A 22,780-nucleotide genomic window follows, 5' to 3' on the forward strand; every position below is an offset into this window, starting at 1 on the left:
GTCTGGAAACTCCGCTTCGGAACTGATCCGGCGCTGCCGAGGGACCTCCGTGTCGATTTCGCATCCGACGGGCGCTCGGCTATGCTTGAGCTCGCTGCTTTCGCAGGATCGCGCCGTTCCGGCCCGTCCCGCGGAGGGTGAGCGCGAGTGGCGGAACGGCAGACGCGCTGGCTTCAGGTGCCAGTGTCCGAAAGGGCGTGCGGGTTCAAATCCCGCCTCGCGCACATCTTTTATCGACTGCTCCATAACTGTCGTTCTGAGGGTGCAGAACGACAGTTATGGAGCAGTCGTTGTTTCTAGGCCACGTCCCTCAGCTCGATGGGGCGGATGAGCATGCGAAGCGGCGTGATCATCCAGCGGTTGCCCGTCTCGCGGAACTGCTCCGCCGTGGAGAACTGGTACAGCGCGTTCCGGACCCGGATCCATCGAGGCGGTTCGCCGCCGAAGGGGTCGGCGCGCAGGAGCTTCAAAGTCGCCCGATCCGCCTCCAGCAGCTTGAACAGGAACGCGTAGAACCATTCCTCGTGCACCGTGCGCAGCGGGAGGAACCACATGAGCCAGTCGAGGCGCAGGTGGTACGGCGCCCACTGGCGAGGGATGCGCTCGGGCTCGCCGGGCTTGCCCTTGAAGCGGTACTCGCGCCAATCCGCCTCGTCGGAAGGAACGTCGTCGAGCGTGCCCTCCACCACGATCTCGACCCGCCGTTTGGTCACGCTGCCGAAGGCCCCATAGGTGTTGCCGAGCATCCAGCGGTTGAAGGCCGCATTCATGAGCTGGCGGCGTGAGAAGAGGTTCTTCGCCGGCCAATAGCCGAGTACCGCGAGGAACAGGGCCGCGGCGAGGGCGACGACGGCCCAGGCCCAGGAGCCCACGTCGCCGGGATAGCCAGTGGGCTCGCCCCAGCCGCCCCCGAAGAGGCCTCCTGACCACACGCCGTCGGGCTCGGCCCCCGCCTCCGCCCACGAAGCGGGGGAATAGCGCAGCGGCATGAACGGGAGCACGGCGTGAACCACCCTGTCGCTCACCCCGGAGAACGCGAGCACAATCGCGGACCAGTTGAGCCACGCGAAATTCCCGGACAGCACAAGCCAGAGCTGCGTCACGATCATGATCGCCGCGGCGGTCGTCGCGAGCGGCTGCGGGGCGAAGAGGAAGAACGGCACCACGAGCTGCGCGAAATGGTTGCCGACCACCTCTACGCGATGGAGCGGCTTCGGCAGAAGATGGAACCTTCGGCTGAGGGGGCCAGGCATCGGCTGCGTCTCGTGGTGGTAGTACAGCGCAGTGAGGTCTCGCCATTCACGGCCACCACGGATCTTGATCATCCCGGCGCCGAACTCGAGGCGGAACATGAGCCACGCGGTGACGATGAGCACCGCTGTCGGCGGCGGGCTCTGGTCGGAGCCGAGGAACGCGACCGTGAAGCCCGCCTCGAGCAGGAGCATCTCCCACCCGAAGCCGTAGAACGTCTGGCCTACATTCACGATCGACATGTACAGGGCCCACAGCACGAGGAACGCGATGAGCGGAATCCAGGGCGGCCCGAGCTGGGGGATTCCGAGGATCAGCAGCACGGAAACAGCGAGACCGACACCGCACACCCAGCGGAGCCGTCGGTCGGAATAGCCCCAGCGGAAGAGCGTGGGTCGGTTGAGCCGGTGGAACGCATTGAGGAAGTCGGGGACGGGGAGGAGCCCATGCTCGCCGAGGAGGGCTGGGAACTGGTTGAGGCTCGAGAGGAAGGCGACGAAGAACAGGGCGGCCACGCCCCGCTGCAGAACGATCCGTGCGAGCTCGTAGTCCGGTGCGCTGAACCAGAGCAGCCAGTCCATGGGTCAACGCTACGACGGCCCGCTAGCGTGGTGCCATGAATGAGCAGAGGCCTTTCCAGAACGTCACGTTCCCGTCCGGCGGCCGGGAGGCCCACGGCTACCTCGCGCTTCCGCCGTCCGGGTCGGGGCCAGGCGTGATCGTCATCCAGGAGTGGTGGGGGCTCGTGGACCACATCCGGGACGTCGCCGACCGACTTGCCGCCGAAGGCTTCGTGGCCCTCGCGCCGGACCTCTACGGCGGCCGCGTGGCTCACGACGGCGCCGAGGCCGCCCGCATCATGAAGACCCTTCCCGAGGAGGAGGCAGCCCGCCTGCTGGCCGGCGCCGTCGACTATCTCCTCTCCCTCCCTGAGGTCACGAGCTCGACCGTGGGCGCGATCGGCTTCTGCATGGGCGGCGGCTTCGTGCTGCAGCTTGCTGCCCAGCAGGGGGAGCGGATCAGCGCGGCCGTGCCGTTCTATGGCGTGGGCCAGGGCGTGCCGAACGACTTCTCCGGCGTCCGCGCCGCCGTCCAGGGCCATTACGGGGAGCATGACCGCGGGTACCCCGCCGCCGAGGCGCGGAAGCAGGAGGAACAGATCCGCCGGGAGTCCGGGGCCGAGGTCGAGTTCTTCTTCTACGACGCCGGGCACGCGTTCGCCAACGACTCCAATCCCCAGGGCAACTACCGCCCCCAGGCGGCCAAGCTCGCGTGGGAGCGGGCGGTGCGGTTCCTCAAGGAGAAGGTGCGCTGACAGGACCTCCCGGAATTGTCGGGTTTTCGCGGGTGAGCGGGCTCGGAACCCGCGAGAACCCGACAATTCACGTGCGGGCGGGCGTACGCAGCGCCCGACGGACGACGACGGCGGCCGTCACCATGAGTGCCGCGGCGATCGCGGCGGTGGCGCCGACACCCGAATCGAAGGCGTGGCGCGCCGAGGCGAGGAGGGCCGACGCGGCGGGCTCGGGCAGGAGCGGCGCGACGTCCATCGCGCCGCCGAGCGTTTCGTGGGCCTTCACCGCGGCGTCGGCCGGGAGCTCGGCCGGCACGGACACGTTGAGACGGTACGCGGCTCCGAGGACGCTGCCCAGGATGGCTGTGCCGAGGACCGCGCCGAGCTCGTACGCCGTCTCGGAGATCGCGGAGGCGGCGCCGGCCTTGGGGGCAGGCACACTGGCGAGGATGAGGTCGTTGGAGAGCGTTTCCGCGAGGCCTACTCCCGCGCCGACCACCGCGAAGCCTGCCAGCAGTGCAACCAGCGAGCCATCCCTGCCGAACGCGAGCACCAGGCCGTAGCCCACAGCGTTGAACAGCAGGCCCGTGACCATGACGGTCGGGGCCGAGAACCGTGCCGCGAGTTTGACCGCCGTGAGGCCTGTGACGATCGTGAGCGCGAGTCCCGGGAGCATGAACAGCCCGGCGGTCAGTGGGGATGCGCCCTCGACGAGCTGCAGGTGCTGCGACAGGAACAGCGTGAATCCCACGAGCGAGAAGATGCTCAGAAGGTTGGCGGCGAGGCCGGCGCTGAAGGCCGGGGCGCGGAATAGGCGGACATCGAGCATCGGCTGGGGCCGGCGCAGCTGCCGCCGCACGAAGGCCCACCCGGTGGCCAGCCCGGCGGCGAGAATGAGCATGGCGGGGGCTCCGCCGTCGTGCGCCAGCTCCTTGATCCCGTACACCACAGCGGTAGCCGCCGCGATGATCAGGAGGATGCTCGGGGCATCGATGGGCGACGGCGAGGGATCGCGCGATTCCGGCACGAGGAGCGGCGCGAGCACCAGGAGCGGTACGAGCACGGGCACGGCGAGCAGGAACACCGCGCCCCAGGCGAAGTGTTCGAGCAGCGCGCCGCCCACGAGGGGGCCGAGCGCGGCGCCGCCCGAGTAGGTCGCCGCCCAGATGGCGATCGCGAGGCGGCGCTCGGTGGCGTCCGCGAAGATGTTGCGGATGAGCGAGAGCGTGGCCGGCATGATCATCGAGCCGAAGACGCCGATCAGGGCCCGGGCCGCGATGAGCTGGCCCGCGGACGTCGCGAACGCCGCCGCGGCCGAGACGACCGCGAAGCCCGTCGCGCCGATGAGGAGGATCCGTCGGCGGCCGATGCGGTCGCCGATGCTGCCCATGGGCACGAGCAGTCCGGCCAGGACGAGGGCGTAGACGTCCACGATCCAGAGGATCTCGGTGCCGCTCGGCTGGAGGGCCAGAGAGATCGAGGGGACGGCGAACGCGAGGACGGTGTTGTCGACGGCGATGAGCAGCACCGGGAACATCAGCGCCGTGAGAGCGAGCCAGCGGCGGCCGGCCGAGGTGTCGGCGGGGGCAAGGTCCGGGATGCGAGCCTCGGCGGTGTGCTTGGTCTGGAACATCGGGACTCCTTGTCGTGACCCAATAACTATACCGTCTGGACGGTTTAGTTTCAACGCCACGTACAGTGTCCTTATGCCCAGACCGCCCAAGGCGCGCGACGCCATCCTCGCCGCCTACCGCGATCTCCTCGTGTCCGAGGGGGAGCGGGCAGCGACCATGGATGCTGTGGCGGCCCGGGCCGGGGTCTCCAAGGGCGGCCTCCTGTACCACTTCAAGAGCAAGGACGCCCTCGCCGAGGCCCTCTTGGCGGCGCTTCGGGATTGCGCGGCCGAGGACAGGGCGCGCATGGCCGAGGACCCCGAGGGGCCCGCACGGTACTTCGTGCGCACATCCCTCAACTCGGGTACAGATATGGACGCCTTCTTCATCGCCGCCGTCCGGCTCGCGCAGACCGGACATGCGGGTGCGCTCGCCGCCCTCGAGGAGATCGACGCCGCGTGGCTCGAGCTCATCCGGCAAGAGATCGCAGACCCAGCCGTCGCCACCGCCGTCATGCTCATGGGCGAGGGCCTGTACCACTACTCGTCGCTCGCCGGATCCTGGCCGGAGGAAGCCTTCCGCACGTCGATGGCGGAGCTGCTCGCCGTCGTCGACCGCTTGAGCGGGCGGAACCCGCAGTTCCCGACCCCTTGACCTTGACGCAGCGTCAACTTCTACCCTCGAAAGGGCAAGGAGGGAACGCATGGACTGGAGCATCCAGGAAGTCGCCAGACTGGCCGGCACAACGAGCCGAACCCTGCGCCATTACGGCAGCATCGGGCTGCTCGAACCGAGCCGTGTCGGCCACAACGGCTACCGCTACTACGACGAGGAGTCGCTCGTGCGGCTCCAGCGCATCCTCCTCCTCCGTGACCTCGGCCTGAGCCTGCCGGCCGTCGCAGAGGTCCTCGGGAACCACAGGGACCAGACCGAAGCGCTGCGCGCGCACCTCGCGTGGCTGCGGCAGGAACAGGACCGGCTTGCGCGCCAGGCGCGGGCCGTGGAATCCACGATTCAGCATTTGGAAGGAGATGGGCCGCTCATGGCCGAGGAGATGTTCGACGGATTCGACCACACCCAGTTCAAGGACGAGGTCGAGGCCCGATGGGGCGCGAAGGCGTATGCCGACAGCGATGCCTGGTGGCGCGGACTGGGCCCCCAGGGGCAGCGGGACTGGAAGGAGCGGCTGTCCCGGCTCATGGAGGATTGGCGGGCGGCCGCGGTCAGCGGGGCGTCGCCCGAGAGCGACACCGCCCAGACCCTCGCAGCCCGGCACGCCGACTGGCTGCGAAGCATCCCGGGAACTCCCGGGTACCCCGAAGGGCCGGCGAAGGAGTACGTGCTGGGCCTCGCTGACCTGTACGTGGACGACGAGCGCTTCGCGGCGAACTATGGCGGCACCGAGGGTGCGGCATTCGTGCGCGATGCACTGCGGGTGTACGCAGCGCGGGAGCTGTAGCGCGGGCCCACACGGTCCTAGGCTGGGCGGCATGCGAGTCAAGATGTGCAGCATCCATGTGACCGACCCCGCCGCGGCCCATCGCTTCTACACCGAGACCCTCGGCTTCGAGACCCTCATGGCCGTCCCTGAGGCGAATCTCTTCATCGTCTCCTCGGACGGCACTCCGGGCCTCGGGCTGCTGCTCGAACCGAGCGACAACCCGGTTGCCGAGGCGTACCGGACCGGTGTCTACGAGCAGGGCCTGCCCGCGATCGTGTTCGGGTCCCCTGACGTCCGCGGCGAGTACGAGCGGTTGACGACGGCGGGCGTCGCCTTCCGCGGGGAGCCCTCGGAGGGGCCGGCTGGCGTCACGGCGATCTTCGACGACACGTGCGGGAACCTGATCCAGCTCCACCAGGACTGAAGCGAGAGATGGCCGCGCGTCCCCCAACGCGCGGCCACCTCTCACCCAAATGCGTGCTCAGATCCTGGCGCGCCGGCGCTCTCGGACCTGCCACCAGCGGGGCGCGACTGCGACGAGCAGACCGACGATCGCCACCGCCGTGCTCAAGGCGAGGCCAGGGCGGAAGACGTCCAGCATCGCTGCCGCCGAGGCGGGCCCTCCGGAGCTGCCGTGGCCACCCGAGCCGACGAGCGCCGTCGTTACCGCGAGGACCAGGGCCGCGCCAACCTGCGTGCTGGTCTGGATGAGGCCGGCGGCGAGGCCCTGTTCATCGTTGTGGATGCCGGCGGTCGCCTGCACGTTGATGGACGGGAAGCCGAGCGCGAAGCCGACGCCAAGCAGCAGCACGGACGGGAGGATGTCCGCCGCATACACCGGTTGCGTGCCGATGCGGAGGAACAGCAGGTAGCCGACCGAGAGCGAGAGCAGGCCTGCGACGACCAGCCGCGTCGCGCCGAAGCGGTCGATGAGTCGGCTTGCGAACGGGGCGCTGCCCGCCACCATCAGGCCCGCGGGAAGCAGGGCGAGGGCCATCGAGAGCGGTGCCCAGCCGAGAACTGACTGCAGGTACAGCGTCACGATGAACTGGAAGCTCAGGTAGGAGCCGAAGAGGGCGACGGCGGAGAGGTTCGCCCGGGCGACCCACCCCTCACGCAGGATGCCGAAGCGGATGAGCGGGTGCCTGACGCGCGTCTCGATCCAGGCGAACGCGGCGAGGACGAGCGCAGACACCGCGAAGCCGCCGATCGTTCGCGCGGAACCCCAGCCGGCGTCGGGTGCCGAAACGAGCGTGAAGACGAGCCCAAGCATGCCGGCCGAAAGGGTGACGGCGCCCCAGACGTCGTGGCCGCCGTCGCCCGCCGGCTTGTCCCGGGGGATGAAGCGGAGGCCCAGAAGCACGGCGACCACGGCGATCGGCACGGAGAAGAGGAAGGTCCAGCGCCAGCTGAGGGCCGTCATGAGGCCGCCGACCACGAGTCCGAGCGAGAAGCCGCTCGCGCCGAACGTCGTATAGATCGAGATCGCGCGGTTGCGCTCGCGGCCTTCGGCGAAGTTCGTGGTGATGATCGAGAAGCCGGTGGGCGCGGTGAAGGCTGCTGCCAGGCCTTTGATGAAGCGTGTGGCAATGAGCAGGGATGGGTCGCTCACCAGGCCGCCCAAGAGCGAGGCGGCGGCGAATACGGTGAGGGCCGCGAGGAAGATCCGACGGCGCCCGAGGAGGTCGGCCATGCGCCCACCGAGCATCAGGAGGGACCCGTAGCCGAGCACGTACCCGGAGACAATCCACTGCAGGGCGCCCGTGTCGAGGCCGAGTTCGCGCCCGATGGAGGGGAGCGCGACGCCGACCATCGATACGTCGAGCCCGTCGAGCGCGAGCACGACGCACAGGGTCACGAGGAGGAGCCACTGGCCGCGGCTCCACGGCTTGGAGCTGGTTGCTGAAGGGGCGACCGGGATGGAGGAGGTCTTCGGGGCGGCCAAGTCGGTCAGAGAAGTCAGGTCTTGCGCCATGGACAAGGACAGTACATGACACATCATTGGATGACAAGGAAAAGAATGATGCGGAAATAGATTCCTTGTCGCGGTATACTCGTGGGCATGTCAACGGAGGCGGAGCCGCGGCTGGTCGAACAGTGGCGAGCGATCCAGAGTGCGTACCTGAAGACGTCGAACGCCTTGGACCGCGAGCTCTCGGCCCGGCACGGCATCGGACTGAACGAATTCGAAACCCTGGACCTGCTCGCGGAGCACACGAGCGAGAAGTGCCGCATGAAGGACCTCACGGCAGATTCGCCGATGACGCAGAGCGCCCTCTCGAAGATCGTCGACCGTCTCGAGAAGGGCGGCTACGTGCGCCGCGCGGCCTGCGCGGAGGACCGCCGTTCGCTGTTCGTCGAACTCACGGATGCCGGAGCGAAGCTCCACGAAGAGGCAGCCGTGACGCACCGCGAGCTTCTGGCGGCGAATCTCCAGAGCTAGCCGGACAAAGGCCCGCGGGCCCGCACGTCAGTGGAAGTGGCGGGACTGGCCCTTGGTCTTGGTCGCCTTCTCGGCGGCCGCGTCCCTGATGCGCTTCTGCTCGTCGCGGACGGCGGCCATGTTCGCCCTCTCGTCGACGAGCCACTGCGGACGATTCTGAAGCAGGTCGCTGATCTCCTGCGTCGTCAGCGCCTCGGTGACCCCAGCCCGCGCGAGCCCGCTGATCGTCACGTTGAGCTTCTGCGCGACGACCGGGCGCGGGTGCGGCCCGTTCCGGCGCAGCTCTGCGAGCCACTCCGGAGGATTCGACTGGAGCTCGTCCAGCTGCTCCCTCGACACTTCGCCCTCCTGGAACTCCGGCGGGGCGGCGGGCAGGTAGATGCCCAGCTTCTTCGCGGCAGTGGCCGGCTTCATGGACTGGGGCTTGCGGGAGGTCATGGATCTAGGGTACTGGGCTACGGTTGACGAATGGATTCCGAGCCCACACCCCCGGCCCTGCGGGTCGCGTTCGTCACCGGCGTCTCGCCGGGGAAGTGGTTCCACCGCTGGGAGGAACGGTTCCCTGAGGCGCCGCTCGCCTCGCAGATGGTCGACGACGGCGAACAGGTCGCCGTGCTCCGCGACGGCCGCGCGGACATCGCGTTCGTGCGCCTTCCCGTGGACCGCGACGGCCTTCACGTCATCCCGCTCTATGAGGAGCTGCCGGTGGTCGTGGCCCCGAAAGGCCACGAGATCCAGGCTTTCGACGAGGTGCCCCTCGCCGAGATCGAGGAGGAGCTCTTCGAGTACGACGGCGGCGCCTCCGAGCGCTTGGACCTCGTCGAAGGCGGGGCGGGCCTTGCAATCCTCCCCATGAGCGTGGTCCGCCACTTCAACCGCAAGGAGCTCCGCTACCGGCCGGTGACGGGGGTGCCTGAATATGGGGTCGGAGTCGCCTGGCTGCGCGAGAACGAGAGCGAGGCCATTCAGGAATTCATCGGCGTGGTGCGCGGACGTTCCGCGACGAGCTCCCGCCAGGCCTCGGTTCAGCGCGACCAGCGGGAGGCCGCGAAACAGCGGAGGTCCGAGCGGTCGGCGGCCCAGAAGGAGGCCGCCCGGAAAGAGGCCCCCAAGAAGGCCACCCCCAAGAAAGCCGCCCCGCGCCAGGCGGCCGCGAGCCCAGGGAAGGGCCGTCGCCCTGGTGCCGGGCGCCGTCGTCCTCGTTAGACGCCGCCCTCGTTCGCCTTAGCTGTCCTCGCTGGGTTTGCGGGTCAGGGTCCAGACGTTGGCTCCGTCGCGCCGCTCGCACGTGATCGTCGTCAGGAGCTGGCGGGCCAAGGCGAGTCCGCGGCCCGCCTCCGAGTCTGGATCCGGCATGCTGCCCGCGTTCTCGGGAAGGTTCACGGGCTGGGCGCCGAGCTCGAAGAGCCGCGCGAGGAGAAGGTCGCGACGCACCTCGAGCTCGAGATCCAGTTCGACGTGGTCGCCGGACGGCGACTTCGCGTGCTTCACCGCGTTCGTGACCACTTCGACGACGGCGAGCTCGAAGGGAAGCCGGTCGTCGGGGGAGATCACTTCGGCGGTCTGCCAGACCCGTCCGAGCTCGTCCTGGACGTCGTCGACGATCATGACCGTGGCGCGTCCTCGGACGTGCCCCTCTGCCAGCGGCTTAGGCATCCTTGTACGCATCCTCGACGTGGCGGTACGGGGTCAGGATCCGATCCATGCTCGTGAGCTTGAGGACCATCTCCACCTGTTCTCCGACGTTGGCGATCCGGAGGTCGCCACCCGCCTGGCGCGCGGCCTTGAGGCACCCCACGAGCGCGCCCAGTCCGGACGAGTCCATGAACTCCGTGTCGCCGAGGTTCAGCACGAGGAGCCGGTGACCGGACTCGATCGCATCGGCGACGGTGGCCTTGAGCAGGGGTGCACCCACCATATTGAGTCGGCCTTGGGCCGACACCTCCGTGTACCCGTCCCGCTCCTCGACGGCGAATCTCATTTCTTCTCCTTGGTCGTCTGGAAGGCCGATTCCCTCGCAGGATCGTAGCCGCGGTATTTGGCGGCACCGATCAAAACGCTCAGCAGCGCAAAGTCGAAAACTGTCCACGCAATATTGACGAGCGTGCCCAGACCCTGATTGAGGCCGAGCACCCAGCGGACAATACCCGCAACGCACGCAATCACCAGGAGCGCGGCGACTATCGCCTGTGGCCACAGCAGGCGCAGCGGACGCCCGCCCTCCTGCCGCGCCTTCGGGGTCACCGCGAAGCCGAGCGGCCGCCCGAACCAGACGTTGGCCGCCGCGGTGGTGCACGCCTTGATCCACGTGGGGAACAGCGCGAGGTTGTACTGCTGCCCACGCCACGTCTTCGCCCCCTGGGCCGCGACCCAGAACATGAGCTGGTTGACCACCATGAACGGGAAGAACCGGGCGAAGAAGTCCACGCTGATGGCGTTGACGGGAAGCACCCCAGCGAGGAGGTAGGCGAGTGGGCCGGCGAAGTACACGACCGCCGCGAAGCCCGAAAGATAGCTCCACATGGTGTTGAAGTACATGAGGCGCTGCCCCCATGAGAGGCCGCGCATCGTCAGCGGACTCTCCCGCAGCATGACCTGCACCGTGCCCTGAGCCCATCTGGTGCGCTGGGTCAGCATGGACGGAAGATCCTCGGGGGCGAGGCCCACCGCGAGGATCTCGTGGTGGTAGATGCTCCGCCAGCCCGAGGCGTGCAGCCTCATTGAGGTCGACATGTCCTCCGTGACGGAGATCGTGGAGAGGGGCATGATGGGCTGTGCCTCATGCAGGCGTTCGACGCTCAGCGCGTCCAGAACGGCCCGGACCGACTCAAGCGCGCCGAGCGGCGACAGATCGCGGGCCGCGAGGCGCTCCACCGCCTCGTCGAGCTCCTCTGTCGCCTCGTCGAACGGGCTGTCCATGCCGAGCTCTTCGCGGAGCGCGGCCACGTCGATGGACACTCCCGCGAGATCCTCGGCCACGAGCGTGCGGACTGCCGCGTCCACGTTCGCCTGCACGCGGTAGGTCGCATCGCCGATCGAATCCCCGGCGACGAGACGGCGCGAGCCCTCGCCGATGGCGGACTCGACGTGGCTGAGCAGCGAGGCGACCTTGGGATCGCGGGCCTCGGGTCGGCGTCGTGCCCGTCGCACCACCCGCTGGCCGACGGCGAGGGCGCGCCGCACCCGCGCCTCCGTGTCCGCCACATAGTTCGTCAGCCCGAGCTGCATCAGTGCCTCGCGCCGGAGGACGGCGTTCGAACCGCAGAAGAAGGCCGCATTCCAGCCATCCTTGCCCTGCTGGATCGGGCCGTAGAACAACGGGGCCTGACTCCCGAGGGGATCGTCGTCCGGGACGTTGCCGAAGTACTGGGGAGTCTGGACGAACGCGACCTTTCGGTCATTGAAGTAGCCGAGGGTGCGGTCGAGGATTTCGGGGTACGGCACCTGGTCGGCGTCGAGGATGAGGATGAACTCGCCCGTCGTCTCGTGCAGCGCGTTGTTGAGGTTGCCCGCCTTTGCGTGGCGCGGTTTGTCCACCCATTCAGCGCCTCGGGACAGGTAGCCTGCCCCCAGGCGCTCGACGGCCTCTCGCATCTCGGGGCGGGCGCCGTCGTCGAGCACCCAGGTGCGGTGGGGGTAGTGGATGGCGAGGGCCGCCCGTGCGGTGGCGAGGACGAGCTCCGGCTCCTCGTTGTAGGTGGTGATGAAGACATCGACGTTCAGCCCCGGCGGCGCCTGCGGCGGGTCCTCACGCTGCGACATCCGCCAAACCGTCAGGGAAAACAGCGTGACGTCGATGAATGAATAGGTCTCCGCGAGCACGAGCGGTATGGCAATCCACCAGGCGTCCCAATTGAGCGACGCCGTCCATCTCCAGACGACGTAATTCAATCCGGCGATGACCGAGAGGGCGGCGAGGATTCTGATGATCAGGCGGGTCACGGGGTACCGAATTCCCTCACGACTCAGCACGGCGGACGACGATTGCGGTCGTATCGTCCTGGCTCGTGGTGTCGAGGCCGATGATGGCACGGACCGCCGCGTCGGCGTCCGGCGCTTCGAGCACCGCAGCCGCTGCCGCGTTCAGGGCGGTGTCGACGCGCGGGAAGGCCTCGAGGAGGCCGTCGCTCAGGGCCACGAGTGCACCGCCGGGCTCGAGGCGGCTGTCGTGGGCCGTCCATTCCGCGCCCTGGAGAAGGCCGATCGGCGGCCCCGAGGTGGTGAGGCGCTCCCACATCCCGTCCGGGTGGATGAGCAGGCCGAGACCGTGTCCGGCGTCCACATACGTGAAGTCGCCGGTTGAGGCGTCGAGGCGCGTGTGCAGGAGCGTGACGAAGGATCCGAGCCGGAGGAGGTCCGGCTCGAGGGCACGCGCCGCCGTGCCCACGAGGGCGCCCGGGCCCTGCTCGAGGCGGCCCGGCCGGAGGACCGCCCGTGCTGTGGCGGCGACGAGGGCCGCGCCCATGCCCTTGCCCATGGCATCGGCGAGGGTGAAGGCCAGGGACGAACCGTCCGACTCCCAATCGAAGAAGTCACCGCCCACGCTGCGGGACGGGTGGCACGCGCCGGCGACGTCGTACCCGGGAACGTTGGGGGCATGCTCTGGGAGGAGGCCTTGCTGGACCCGCGCCGCGGTCTGCAGCTCGCTCTCCGGGAGCGAGGCAGCCCGCGGCCTCCGGAAGAGGGCCTCGACGCGCGCCTGGAGCTCGCGCGGGCTGAAGGGCTTCGCGAGAACGTCGTCGGCCCCGCGCTCAAGGGCTTCGAGGCGGTCCGCCTCGGCGGCGCGCGCCGTGACCACGAGGATATAGGCGTTGCTGAAGAGGCGGAGCGTGCGGCAGACCTCGAGGCCGTCGAGGTCGGGGAGGCCGAGGTCGAGGGTGATGAGGTCAGGCGTAATACGCCGTGCAGTTTCCAAAGCAGGATATCCTGCGCCTGCGCTCGTCGCCTCGAACCCTTGACGGGTGAGCGTTGCCTCGAGGAGACGTCGGATATCGGGATTGTCCTCGATGATGAGTGCGCGACCTGACATGGAACTCCCTTCTATGGCTAACTGAATCATTTCTGACCGGCGATGTCACAGACTTGTCTGTTGAATATCACGTAGGTGACGGGAGGCGACGTGGAGAAAGTCCTCGACGCAGTGCTCCATGCCCAGAATCGCTTCCACCGGCTGGACGCGCGGAGGAAGGTGCTGATCGGCCAGCTTCCGCTCAACGTGACTCTGCTGCTCGTCGCCGTCGTCGTCTTCTTCAGCGATCGCCCCGCCATGGAACGCCCGGGATTCGTCGCAGGGCAGGCTGCCGCGCTCGTCATCCTGGGCCTGTGCCTGCTGGTGCCGTGGAACCGCCTGCCGGGCTGGTCGATTCTCCTGGTCCCGTTGGTGGACTTCATCCCACTCGCCCTCCTTCGGTCGGGGATCGAGGGGGTGCTCTCGGGGCTCGGCCTGCTCGCCGTGTTCCCCGTGATGTGGCTTGCCGGCTCCGGGTACCGCCCGCGCCTGACCGTCGCCGTCAGCGCCCTCGGATCGCTTCTGATGGTGTGGACCCCGCTCCTCGCCGTTGGTTCCACGGCACCCCACAATCTGGTGGCCGAGATCGTGGTCCCGTTCATGCTCCTCGCCGTCGCCATCGCCATGTCGGTGCTCACGGTCAGCGGCATGGCCCAGCAGCGGAAGGTCGAGGAGCTGCTCGCACAGAGCAAGACCCGTGAACGCCTGCTCGACACGATCCTCGACACCGTCGACGTGGGAGTGCTGGTGGTGGACTCGGACGGCAAGGACGTGTTCATGAACGCGAAGCAGCGGCAGCTCTTCCTTGCCGGTCTCCCCGAGGAGGCATCGGGCGCCGACGATTCCGAGCTCCTCGTGTACCGCGACGGCAGCGACGAGCTCCTTCCCTTGGAGCAGCGGCCGGTGGCACGGGCCCTTGCAGGAGACCCCATCAGCCACGAGGTGTATCGGCTGGGCCGAGGGGCCGACGCGCGCATGGTCTCGGTGTCGGCGCGGGAGTTCCTGGATGCCGCTGGGGAGCGCGGAGGGATGGTCCTGGCGTGCTCAGACGTGACCGAGGTGATTGGGGCGGTCCGCGCGCGGGACAGCTTCCTCTCCGCGATGTCCCACGAGTTCCGGACCCCGCTCACGAGCCTCCTTGGCTATGCCGAACTCCTTCAGGACGATACGTCCCTCGGCCCGGCCGCCCGCGCTGACCTTCAGGTCATGAGCCGCAACGCGCGGCACCTGCGCAAGATGGTCGACGACATTCTCGCCGCCTCCGTCGAGGGGAGCTCCGTTGAAACCCAGCGCACCCGGCTCGACCTTGCACGCCTTCTGAGACAAGCTGCCGCCTCGGCTGTTCCGGAGGCCGAGGGCCGCGGCATCGAGCTGCGCGTCGTGGCCGACCGCGACCTCCCCGTTCTCGGCGACCGGACGGGTCTCGTGAGAATTCTCGACAACCTCGTCTCCAACGCGCTCAAGTATTCCGAGGCGGGCACCTCGGTGCTCATGACGGCGGAGCGCGAGGGGAGAACTGCGGTGTGCCGAATCGAGGACCAGGGGCTCGGCATCGCGCCGGAGGATCTGGGGCGGATCTTCAGCCGGTTCCAGCGCACGGACGCCGCGCGCCGCGCTGGCATTCCCGGGACCGGGCTCGGCCTGGCCCTCGCTCGGGAGGTGGCCGAACAGCACGGAGGGCGACTCGAGGTCGCTAGCGAGCTGGGTGTCGGGAGCGTCTTCACGCTGCGCATCCCGCTCGCCGAATAGAGTCGGGCCGGCTCAGCCCGCTCGCCGTATAGAGGGCCCGGTCGCCTCAGCCGTTCTGCCGACGACGGCGGTCCTCGATGAGGAGCGCGGCCATATGCCGGGCGCGCTCTGCCGCGCGGGGATCGCCCTCGGCTGCTGCGACGATCGAGCCTTTGAGGAGGATGTGGCAGGACCAGGCGAAGTCCTCCGGCTCGTTCAGCCCCGAGGCGCGCGCCAGGTCCGCGAGCTGGTCCCGCGTGCGCGCAAGGTAGTCGATGCTCGCCTTCCCCAGCGGATGGTCCGGACCCATCTCCATCATCACGTGGAGGAAGGAGCTGACCTCGGCCACGCCCTGCTGGAACCATTCGTCGAAGACGTCGAAGACCACCAGGAGAACCGGAATGTCACTCTCCCCGTGGCGCCGGACCGCCTCGTTGATCGCCGCGCTCCGCTCTTCGTACCAGCGCTGCAGGTAGGCGAGGGCCAGCTCGTCCTTCGTGTGGAAATGCTTGTAGAACGTGGCCTTCGCCACGCCTGAGCGGGTGATGAGCTCGTCCACCCCGACGTCCCGGATCCCACGCTGGGCGAAGAGCTCGAACGATGTGTCGAGGATGCGCTGACGTGCGCCGACGCGTTTTCGGGAGCCGATCGTCGCGTGGTCCATGCCGCCTCGTTACCCCGAAAACCGAGAGGGAAAATCCCGAAATGGACACGGTAGGGCTCTTTCATCAGAACGTGCTTCAGGCACGAGCGAGGGGCCCGGGCTGGCTTGACGCCAATCCCGGGCCCCTCTCAATGAACAGTCAAATCAGTGGTTGCCTCGACCGTGGCCGTTCGAACCGCTCTGGCCGTGTTGGACCGGATGCGGCGACGGGCGGAGCGACTCCGGCGCTGTCGAGTCGTCACGCCCCTCGTCCGAATGCCCGGCGGACTGGCCCGGAGTCACCGTTCCGCAGTAGGCCGGGATGTTGGCCGGGTTGCCCGCCGCTGCCGCAAGCGCCCGGTACGGCGCCGTCCACGTCGGGATGCCGCCGTGGGCGAAGGCGTTGCAGAGGCCGAAAGCCGCTGGGCCCGTGGCGTCCGGGCCCTCCGCCGTCTCCGAGGGTTCCGATGATTCGGTCGGAGTCGGCGACGCGGTCTCCGTGGGTTCCGTAGATTCCGTCGGTGACGCCGTGCTCGTCGGCTCAGAGGTCTCTGTCGGCTCAGAGGTCTGAGTTGGCGAGGACGTTTCGGTGGGCTCCGAAGTTTCAGTCGGAGACGCCGTCGCGGTGTCGGTGGGTGAAGCGGTGGGCGAGCCGGTCGCCGTAGGGTCGGCGGTGGGAACGGCGCCTTGCACGGCGAACGCCGCCGCCCCCGTTCCGCCCACGACGAGCGCGCCAGCCGCCAACGCTCCGATCGCGAGCTTGCTTGAGGCAGTGCGTGTGAGCCAGGACATGGTTGTAACCTCCGGGTGTCGGTTGTCCCCCTAGCTGATGTGAGATTGCCTCTCCATCGTGCATGACAAATCTTGTCACCGCTAGGTCACGAACCAAAAAAGTCCTGATCTCAGAGTGTCAGTCCCTCCATCACCGGATTCGGGTTCCCAAAGCGATGCGAAGTAAGCGACACCGCCTGCTCCCGCAGGAACGGCAGCAGCTCCACCCGCCCCGCGCCCACGACGGGGTGCCGATACACCGCGACGTCCGGCGTCCCACCCAGAGCCAAGGACAGCTGCGTGCTGGCCGGCGCGACCGGGCTGGAAATGAGCCGGATGCGCCCCGAACGGATCCGGCCGGCGCGGCCCAGCCAGCCGGCGTCGTCCTCCACCACCACGGTGGCGCCGTGCCTCTGCAGGACCGCACCAGCGTCGCCGGGAAGGGCGACGGCGGTGCTCACCAGAAGCTCGGAGCCCGCCAGCAGGCCCGCGGCGGCCACCCGGAGGAGCTCGGCGACGCCGTGCTCCGACGTCTGCCCCTCGAACCGGATGATGACCGGCACGGGCCGGTATCGGAACAGATTGCGCTCGCAGGCGAGTCCGCTCACGTCTTTCGCGACGCCGAACTCGTTGGCCCAGGCCTCCGCGTCCGAGCGGAGCGCGGCCTCGAGCCAGTCGGCGTCGTCTGTGTGGAGCCCGCCGCGCACCGCGGCGAGGAGCTCCGCCGGAGCCCCCTCGATGGGACGGCTGAGGGTCTGCTCCATGGGCCAGTCCGTCCACGAGCCGAGGCCCACGAGGTAGTTCGGTCCACCGGCCTTCGCGCCGGCGCCCACGGCGGACTTCTTCCAGCCCCCGAATGGCTGCCGGCGCACGATCGCCCCGGTGATGCCCCGGTTCACATACAGGTTCCCGGCTTCGACATGGTCGGCCCAGTATTCGATCTCGCCGCGGTCGAGCGAATGCAGCCCCGACGTGAGCCCGTAGTCGACCTCGTTCACGAGCGCCACGGCCTCCTCGAGGGTCGCGGCGGTCATGACGCCGAGGATCGGGCCGAAGTACTCCACTCGGTGGTATTCCGAGCCCGGCTGCACACCGGCCCGGATCCCCGGGCTCCACAGCTTGCCGGACTCGTCGAGCTGCCGCGGCTCGAGGACCCAGTGCTCGCCGTCGCCCAGCTGTGTCAGTCCTCGGCGGAGCTTGTCCCCCGGGGGTTCGATGACGGGTCCCATTTGGCTCCGCGGGTCCCATGGATACCCCACGTGCATCGACTGGACGGCATCCACGAGCTGGTTCCGGAACCGCTTCGAATGCGCAACCGAGCCGACGAGCACCACGAGCGACGCGGCCGAGCACTTCTGCCCCGCATGCCCGAACGCCGACTGCGCAACGTCCCGCGCGGCAAGGTCCAGGTCCGCGCTCGGCGTGACGATGATCGCGTTCTTGCCCGACGTCTCCGCGAGCAGCGGAAGGTCGCTCCGGAACGACCGGAACAGCTCCGCCGTCTCGTAGCCGCCCGTGAGGATCACGCGCTCGACGTCGGGGTGGGCCACCAGCTGCTTGCCAAGCGTGCGGTCTTCGAGCTGGACGTATTGCAGCAGATCGCGAGAGATGCCCGCGGCGTCGAGCGCCTCCCAGATCGCCTCGACCATGACCGCGCCCGAGCGCCGGGCCTGCTTGGCCGGCTTGATGATCACCGGCGAGCCCGCAGCGAGGGCCGCGAGCGTTGATCCGGCGGGGATGGCCACCGGGAAGTTCCAGGGAGGAGTCACGACCGTGAGCCGGCTCGGGATGAACCCAGCGCCGTCGATCGCGTCGAGCTCGCGGGCCAGGCTCCCGTAATAGTGCGCGAAGTCGATCGCTTCGGACACTTCCGGGTCGCCTTGATCTAGCGTCTTCCCGCATTCGCTCGCCATGACTTCGAGGAGGTTCGCCCGATGCCGTTCGAGCGAACGGCCCGCCTGATCGAGCACCTCCGCGCGCTCCGCCCCGGAGAGGCCCGCCCACGAACGACCGGCGACGACGGCGGCCTCGACGACGGCGTCGAGCTCACCGGGGCTTCCGATGGTGTTGCGCTGTACCGTGCCGTTCCCGAGTTGGGAGCGCTCGGCGCGGGCAAGGATCCCGCGGCCCCACTCGCGATTCCCGGGAAGGTCCGGGTCGGTGTCGGGCGTATTCGTGAAGGCGAGGGAGCCGCCTGAGGAGGCTGCGCCGTCGTACGCTGCCTCGCCCAGCCCGCGATGTTCGGCGCGCCGGTCCTGGCGCCGGTTCGGCTCAGGGATCTGGCCTCCGGCGAACGGCGGTCGGTCGAGCGCATCCACGGAGGCGAGGAAGCGCTTCTTCTCGCGCTCGAACAGCACGTCGTTCGCGCCGAGCTCGAAGACCGCGCTCATGAAGTTGTCCTGGCTCGCGCCCTCCTCGAGCCGGCGGATGAGGTAGGCGATGGCCACGTCGAACTCGTCGGGATGGACCACCGGCGTGTACAGCAGGAGGTGTTTCACGTCGGCCAGGACCGCTTGGGCCTGCGCCGAGGCCATGCCAAGGAGCATCTCGAACTCGACGAGCCGCGTACCGGCCACGTCGACCCCGCGGGCCTTGGCAAGGAGCCACGCGAGCGCGATGTCGAAGAGGTTGTGGCCCGCGACGCCAATCCGGACGTTGGCGAGCCGGTCCGGGTGGAGCGCGTAGTCGAGAACAGCGAGATACGAGGTATCGGACTCGCGCTTGGACCCCCACGTCGCCACGGGCCACCCATGGATCTCGGCGTCCACGTGCTCCATCGGGAGGTTCGCGCCCTTGACCACGCGGACCTTGACGGGCGCACCGCCGCCGGCCACCCGGTTCGCCGCCCACTCCTGAAGGTGCATCATCGCGCCGAGGCAGTCCGGGAGGTAGGCCTGGAGCACGATTCCCGCCTCGAGCTGGCGGAACTCCTCGCGCTCGAGCAGTCGAGTGAAGACCTCCATCGTGAGGCCGAGGTCCTTGTACTCCTCCATGTCGAGGTTGATGAACTTCCCCCGTTCGGCTGCGAGCCGGTACAGCGGTGTGAGCGACTCCACGATGTCCGCGACCGCCTCGTCGAAGGCCCAGTGGTTGTGCGGGGCAACGGTGGCGGAGACCTTGATCGACACGTAGTCCACGTCGTCGCGGGCCAGCAGGCGCTTGGTTCCCTCAAGCCGGCGCTCGGCCTCGTTCTTCCCGAGGATCGCCTCGCCGAGGAGGTTCATGTTGAGGCGGATGCCCGGCTTCCGGATCTTCGCGATCGCCGGTCCCAGCCGGGCATCCGACGCGTCGATGATGAGGTGGCTCACCATCTCCCGCAGGACGCGCCGCGCGAGAGGCACGACGACGCCCGGAGCCAACGGGGCAAGCGTCCCCCCGAGCTGGACCGCCTGCCGCAACGGCCAGGGGAGGAACGCTGGGGCCATGGGGGCGAGCTCGCGGAGCTTGCGTGCCGCGACGGCGTGGTCCTCAGGGCGCACGACTCCGTCCACGAAGCCCACTGTGAACTCGAGTCCGTGCGGGTCCTTGAGGACGGCCGCGAGCTGCGCGGCGGCCGGGTCCACTGGGATCTTCGCGGCGGCATCGAGCCAACGGCGTACCTGGTTGATGGCCTCGTCGGCGAGATCCTGGGGTCGAACGCTGCTGGCGGCCTCATCGGGGCTCGCGCTGGGGCTCGTCGTCGTCATTGTGCGGGGTCCTGTCCGGTCGGTGGTGCAGTCTTCTGCCAGTATGTGCCGAGGATTACAGAAGCAGAAGTGACGTTTTTCGACGCATAATCGTGGGAAAAGCCGAACGATGGGAGGCCGCGATGCTGGAGATCCGCAGGCTGAGGCTCCTTCGCGAGCTCAGCATCCGAGGCACGCTCGCGGAGGTGGCCGATGCCCTCGCCTACAGCCCCTCCTCGGTCTCGCAGCAACTCGCGCTGCTGGAGAAGGAAGTCGGCGCGGAGCTCCTCCGGAAATCCGGGCGGCGGGTGATCCTCACTCCGGAAGCCCTCGTGCTCGTGGAGCACACGAGCGAGCTCCTCGACGCCCTCGAGCGGACGGAATCCGCGCTCGCAGCCAGCCAGAGCGAGGTTCGGGGCACCGTCCGCCTCGCCGTCTTCCAGACCGCGGCCCTTGCCCTGATGCCCGTCGCGCTCCGCACCCTGCGCGAGCGGCATCCCCACCTCCGCGTTGAGATGGTCCAGCACGAGCCCGAGACCGCGCTCCACGAGACGTGGGCCCGCGACTTCGACGTGGTGGTCGCCGAGCAGTACCCGCATCACGCCGCGCCGCATTACGCGGGCCTCGACCGGGAGCCGCTCACGAGCGACGCCATCCGCCTGGCTGTTCCCCCGGAAGGGGCCGTCGAGGAGTTCGACGACGTGCGGCGGCTCGCGGACGCAGCGGCATTGCCCTGGGTCATGGAGCCGCATGGCGCTGCCTCGCGGCATTGGGCAGAGCAGGCGTGCCGTTCCGCCGGGTTCGAGCCCGACGTGCGGTATGAGACGGCGGACCTCCAGGCGCACGTGGCGCTCGTCGAGTCGGGCAACGCCGTCGCCCTCCTACCGGACCTCGTCTGGGTGGGGAGGACGGCTTCGGCCCGACTGGTGGACCTGCCCGGCGCCCCGCACCGCACGGTCTTCACCTCGATTCGTTCCTCCGGGGCCGCGCACCCCGTGATGCTCGCCGTCCGGGCGGTCCTCGAGGAAGCTGCCCGGTCCCTCTTGCCGTCGTAGCCGACCCACCGCTGCGCTCCTGTCCGGTTGAACATCGCCAATCGGTCTGAACCCCGGCGTGTTGCCTCGAGACACGGTCTTGGGCGCTCAGAACTGGGTTGGAGCGCAGCATGGGCTGACACTGGAGACAGCCAGAGAGGCAGGAGGTGCACGATGACGGCCAAAGCCGGCCCCGTGGACAGTGAATTTACCGCCGTGCTCCAGCTGAGCCCCAGCAAGGGCGGCTGGACATACGTGGTGTGGCCCGAATCTGTCGAGTTCTTCGGGACGAGAGGCCTGGTGAAGGTGCGCGGGACCATCGACGGCCACCCCTTCCAGAGTTCCTTCATGGCGCTGGGCGATGGGACCCATAAGCTCCCCGTCAAAGCCGAGCTCCGAGAGGTCCTCGGCAAGGAGGCCGGGGACTCGGTGACGGTCCGGCTGGAGGAACGGCTCGCATGAGAAGGGCCCCGGCGTGCCGGGGCCCTGGTACTAGGGAGTGCTCGTCTTCGCCTTCTCGGCAGAGACCATCCACGCGAGTTTCTCAAGCTGGAGAAGGATCTGATTGAGGATGTCCGTTGTGGCGGCATCGTCCTTTTCGACCGCTTCGTAGACGCCCCGCACGGTGGTGCAGGTGCCCTCGAGGGCGGCCACGATCCGATCGATTGCGTCGCTCGTGGTGATGAGGCCCTCGCCCGCCTCTTGGAGGCTTGTGGTCTTCGCGACCGTCGCTGAACGGCCGTCGGCGACGGTGTGCAGAGCGCGCAGGCGCTCAGCGACCTCGTCGGCGTGGAGTCGGGCTGCTGCCACCACTTCGTCCAGCTGGAGGTGAAGGTCGCGGAAGTTCGGTCCGACGATGTTCCAATGCGCCTGCTTGCCCTGCAGCGAGAGCTCGATGAGGTCCACGAGGATGGCCTGCAGTCCGTGGGCAAGCTCTTCGGATGCCTTCATGGGTGAGTCCCCTTTCGCTCGTTGTCTTCGGGTCGCTACCCGTCGGCGGGGGACGCAAACGGGTCCTCAGCGGCCCGGAACCTCCCGCAGCTTGGCCAGCTGGGCGCGAAGGTGCTCGTTCTCGGCCTCCAGCGCGAGCACGAGCCGGACGCCCTCGATGTTCAGGCCAGCCTCGACCAGTTCGCTGATGCGATGAAGGCGCTCCATGTCGTCCTCGCTGTAGCGCCGGGTGCCGCCCTCGGTGCGGGCTGGGTTGATGAGTCCCTTGCGCTCGTAGAGCCGAAGGCTGGACAGGCCGAGGCCGGAGAGTTCTGCCGCGACTGAGATGGCGTAGACGCCATCCGATGAATCCCTCGATCGGGCCACGCCCACTCCTCTCACTCTGATTCCCTCTTGCATTGATCTACCTGTGGTGATCTATTATATCTACGTCTCATCAGAGAGATTTGGTAGTCGATGAGACGCAAGTACTTCGTATTGAATCGAACCTTTTGGAGGTGGCAACGATGCTGATGCGAACCGATCCCTTCCGCGAACTTGACCGCCTGACCGAGCAGGTCTTCGGCAATACCCTGCGGCCCACCGCGATGCCCATGGAAGCGTGGCGCGCGGACGGCGAGTTCGTGGTCGAGTTCGATCTGCCGGGAGTCGATCCGGAGTCCATCGACGTCGACGTCGAACGCAACGTCCTCACGGTACGTGCTGAGAGGCAGTCGCACCGGCCGGACGGGGCTGAGGTTGTCGCTGCCGAGAGGGCGGCTGGCACGTTCGGCCGCGAGCTCATCTTGGGCGACTCGCTCGACACCCAGAATGTCAGTGCCAATTACGAGGATGGCGTCTTGGTCCTTCGCATCCCGATCGCCGAGCAGGCCAAGCCTCGCAAGATTGCCGTCTCGTCGAAGAAGGACAGCAAGGAGATCGCGGCCTGAGTCTCCAGT

23 protein-coding genes and 1 tRNA gene are annotated in these 22,780 nt (G+C 68.3%); 11 read left to right on the top strand and 13 right to left on the bottom strand.

Translation table 11 applies throughout. From position 1 onward, the window contains the following. The first annotated feature begins 141 nt into the window (after positions 1–141). Positions 142–224: transfer RNA gene (locus tag E5679_RS14515), tRNA-Leu, on the top strand. A 72-nt stretch (positions 225–296) separates the two neighbouring features. Here E5679_RS14515 and E5679_RS14520 read toward each other — a convergent pair. Next, positions 297–1,832 (bottom strand): lipase maturation factor family protein, encoded by a 1,536-nt coding sequence (locus E5679_RS14520; protein ID WP_138417108.1) that lies wholly within the window; start codon positions 1,830–1,832, stop codon positions 297–299. A gap of 35 nt (positions 1,833–1,867) precedes the next feature. Here E5679_RS14520 and E5679_RS14525 point away from each other — a divergent pair, with 35 nt between their 5' ends. Continuing rightward, positions 1,868–2,566 (top strand): dienelactone hydrolase family protein, encoded by a 699-nt coding sequence (locus tag E5679_RS14525; protein WP_138417110.1) that lies wholly within the window; start codon positions 1,868–1,870, stop codon positions 2,564–2,566. Positions 2,567–2,633: 67 nt separating this feature from the next. Here the strand turns inward: E5679_RS14525 and E5679_RS14530 are convergent, their stop codons facing one another. Next, positions 2,634–4,178, bottom strand: coding sequence for an MFS transporter (locus E5679_RS14530; protein WP_138417112.1), 1,545 nt, complete (start codon positions 4,176–4,178; stop codon positions 2,634–2,636). Positions 4,179–4,251: 73 nt separating this feature from the next. Between E5679_RS14530 and E5679_RS14535 the strand changes: the two genes are divergently transcribed. Genes E5679_RS14535 through E5679_RS14545 form a run of 3 tightly spaced genes read left to right on the top strand, consistent with a single transcriptional unit; the run spans position 4,252 to position 6,023 of the window. Beyond that, positions 4,252–4,812, top strand: coding sequence for a TetR/AcrR family transcriptional regulator (locus tag E5679_RS14535; protein WP_138417114.1), 561 nt, complete (start codon positions 4,252–4,254; stop codon positions 4,810–4,812). A 49-nt stretch (positions 4,813–4,861) separates the two neighbouring features. Further along, the gene (locus tag E5679_RS14540) at positions 4,862–5,617 is read left to right on the top strand and encodes a MerR family transcriptional regulator (RefSeq protein WP_138417116.1); all 756 of its coding nucleotides are present in this window, start codon (positions 4,862–4,864) and stop codon (positions 5,615–5,617) included. 31 nt (positions 5,618–5,648) lie between these two features. Beyond that, entirely contained in the window at positions 5,649–6,023 is a 375-nt protein-coding gene (locus E5679_RS14545) for a VOC family protein (RefSeq protein WP_138417118.1), read from the top strand. 57 nt (positions 6,024–6,080) lie between these two features. Here the strand turns inward: E5679_RS14545 and E5679_RS14550 are convergent, their stop codons facing one another. Further along, positions 6,081–7,574, bottom strand: coding sequence for an MFS transporter (locus E5679_RS14550; protein ID WP_138417120.1), 1,494 nt, complete (start codon positions 7,572–7,574; stop codon positions 6,081–6,083). An 87-nt stretch (positions 7,575–7,661) separates the two neighbouring features. Here E5679_RS14550 and E5679_RS14555 point away from each other — a divergent pair, with 87 nt between their 5' ends. Further along, positions 7,662–8,042 (top strand): MarR family winged helix-turn-helix transcriptional regulator, encoded by a 381-nt coding sequence (locus E5679_RS14555; RefSeq protein ID WP_138417122.1) that lies wholly within the window; start codon positions 7,662–7,664, stop codon positions 8,040–8,042. A gap of 27 nt (positions 8,043–8,069) precedes the next feature. On the opposite strand, the gene E5679_RS14560 is transcribed toward E5679_RS14555, so the two are convergent. Next, positions 8,070–8,480 carry a DUF5997 family protein gene (locus E5679_RS14560; protein ID WP_138417124.1) on the bottom strand — a complete coding sequence of 137 codons (411 nt, stop codon included), beginning with the start codon at positions 8,478–8,480 and terminating at the stop codon, positions 8,070–8,072. Between the two features lie 30 nt (positions 8,481–8,510). On the opposite strand from E5679_RS14560, the gene E5679_RS14565 reads away from it, so the two are divergent. After that, positions 8,511–9,248 (top strand): LysR family transcriptional regulator substrate-binding protein, encoded by a 738-nt coding sequence (locus tag E5679_RS14565; protein WP_138417126.1) that lies wholly within the window; start codon positions 8,511–8,513, stop codon positions 9,246–9,248. An 18-nt stretch (positions 9,249–9,266) separates the two neighbouring features. Here E5679_RS14565 and E5679_RS14570 read toward each other — a convergent pair whose 3' ends face one another. The 4 genes from E5679_RS14570 to E5679_RS14585 are packed head-to-tail and all read right to left on the bottom strand — an operon-like array spanning position 9,267 to position 13,071. After that, the gene (locus E5679_RS14570) at positions 9,267–9,698 is read right to left on the bottom strand and encodes an ATP-binding protein (RefSeq protein ID WP_171042400.1); all 432 of its coding nucleotides are present in this window, start codon (positions 9,696–9,698) and stop codon (positions 9,267–9,269) included. Next, entirely contained in the window at positions 9,691–10,023 is a 333-nt protein-coding gene (locus E5679_RS14575) for an STAS domain-containing protein (protein ID WP_138417130.1), read from the bottom strand. The genes E5679_RS14570 and E5679_RS14575 overlap by 8 nt, the downstream gene beginning before the upstream one ends. Beyond that, entirely contained in the window at positions 10,020–11,984 is a 1,965-nt protein-coding gene (locus tag E5679_RS14580) for a glycosyltransferase (protein WP_138417132.1), read from the bottom strand. The genes E5679_RS14575 and E5679_RS14580 overlap by 4 nt, the downstream gene beginning before the upstream one ends. 16 nt (positions 11,985–12,000) lie before the next feature. Further along, positions 12,001–13,071 (bottom strand): SpoIIE family protein phosphatase, encoded by a 1,071-nt coding sequence (locus tag E5679_RS14585; protein ID WP_249336155.1) that lies wholly within the window; start codon positions 13,069–13,071, stop codon positions 12,001–12,003. 75 nt (positions 13,072–13,146) lie between these two features. Between E5679_RS14585 and E5679_RS14590 the strand changes: the two genes are divergently transcribed. Further along, entirely contained in the window at positions 13,147–14,799 is a 1,653-nt protein-coding gene (locus E5679_RS14590) for a sensor histidine kinase (protein ID WP_171042401.1), read from the top strand. A 46-nt stretch (positions 14,800–14,845) separates the two neighbouring features. On the opposite strand, the gene E5679_RS14595 is transcribed toward E5679_RS14590, so the two are convergent. From E5679_RS14595 to E5679_RS14605, 3 genes are all read right to left on the bottom strand, one after another. Further along, positions 14,846–15,442 carry a TetR/AcrR family transcriptional regulator gene (locus tag E5679_RS14595; protein WP_138417138.1) on the bottom strand — a complete coding sequence of 199 codons (597 nt, stop codon included), beginning with the start codon at positions 15,440–15,442 and terminating at the stop codon, positions 14,846–14,848. Positions 15,443–15,586: 144 nt separating this feature from the next. After that, positions 15,587–16,213 (bottom strand): hypothetical protein, encoded by a 627-nt coding sequence (locus E5679_RS14600; RefSeq protein WP_138417140.1) that lies wholly within the window; start codon positions 16,211–16,213, stop codon positions 15,587–15,589. A gap of 110 nt (positions 16,214–16,323) precedes the next feature. Further along, positions 16,324–19,878 carry a proline dehydrogenase family protein gene (locus E5679_RS14605; protein WP_138417142.1) on the bottom strand — a complete coding sequence of 1,185 codons (3,555 nt, stop codon included), beginning with the start codon at positions 19,876–19,878 and terminating at the stop codon, positions 16,324–16,326. 122 nt (positions 19,879–20,000) lie between these two features. Here E5679_RS14605 and E5679_RS14610 point away from each other — a divergent pair, with 122 nt between their 5' ends. Next, entirely contained in the window at positions 20,001–20,912 is a 912-nt protein-coding gene (locus E5679_RS14610; protein ID WP_138417144.1) for a LysR substrate-binding domain-containing protein, read from the top strand. Between the two features lie 153 nt (positions 20,913–21,065). After that, complete coding sequence (locus E5679_RS14615) at positions 21,066–21,353, top strand: DUF1905 domain-containing protein (RefSeq protein ID WP_138417146.1); 288 nt, start codon at positions 21,066–21,068, stop codon at positions 21,351–21,353. A 30-nt stretch (positions 21,354–21,383) separates the two neighbouring features. Here the strand turns inward: E5679_RS14615 and E5679_RS14620 are convergent, their stop codons facing one another. Continuing rightward, complete coding sequence (locus E5679_RS14620; RefSeq protein WP_138417147.1) at positions 21,384–21,842, bottom strand: Dps family protein; 459 nt, start codon at positions 21,840–21,842, stop codon at positions 21,384–21,386. A 66-nt stretch (positions 21,843–21,908) separates the two neighbouring features. Continuing rightward, the gene (locus E5679_RS14625) at positions 21,909–22,208 is read right to left on the bottom strand and encodes a MerR family transcriptional regulator (protein ID WP_338055914.1); all 300 of its coding nucleotides are present in this window, start codon (positions 22,206–22,208) and stop codon (positions 21,909–21,911) included. 140 nt (positions 22,209–22,348) lie between these two features. On the opposite strand from E5679_RS14625, the gene E5679_RS14630 reads away from it, so the two are divergent. Next, complete coding sequence (locus tag E5679_RS14630; RefSeq protein WP_138417151.1) at positions 22,349–22,771, top strand: Hsp20/alpha crystallin family protein; 423 nt, start codon at positions 22,349–22,351, stop codon at positions 22,769–22,771. Positions 22,772–22,780 lie beyond the last annotated feature (9 nt).

The sequence above is a fragment of the Sinomonas gamaensis genome, from assembly GCF_005876955.1.
Taxonomy (GTDB): domain Bacteria; phylum Actinomycetota; class Actinomycetes; order Actinomycetales; family Micrococcaceae; genus Sinomonas; species Sinomonas gamaensis.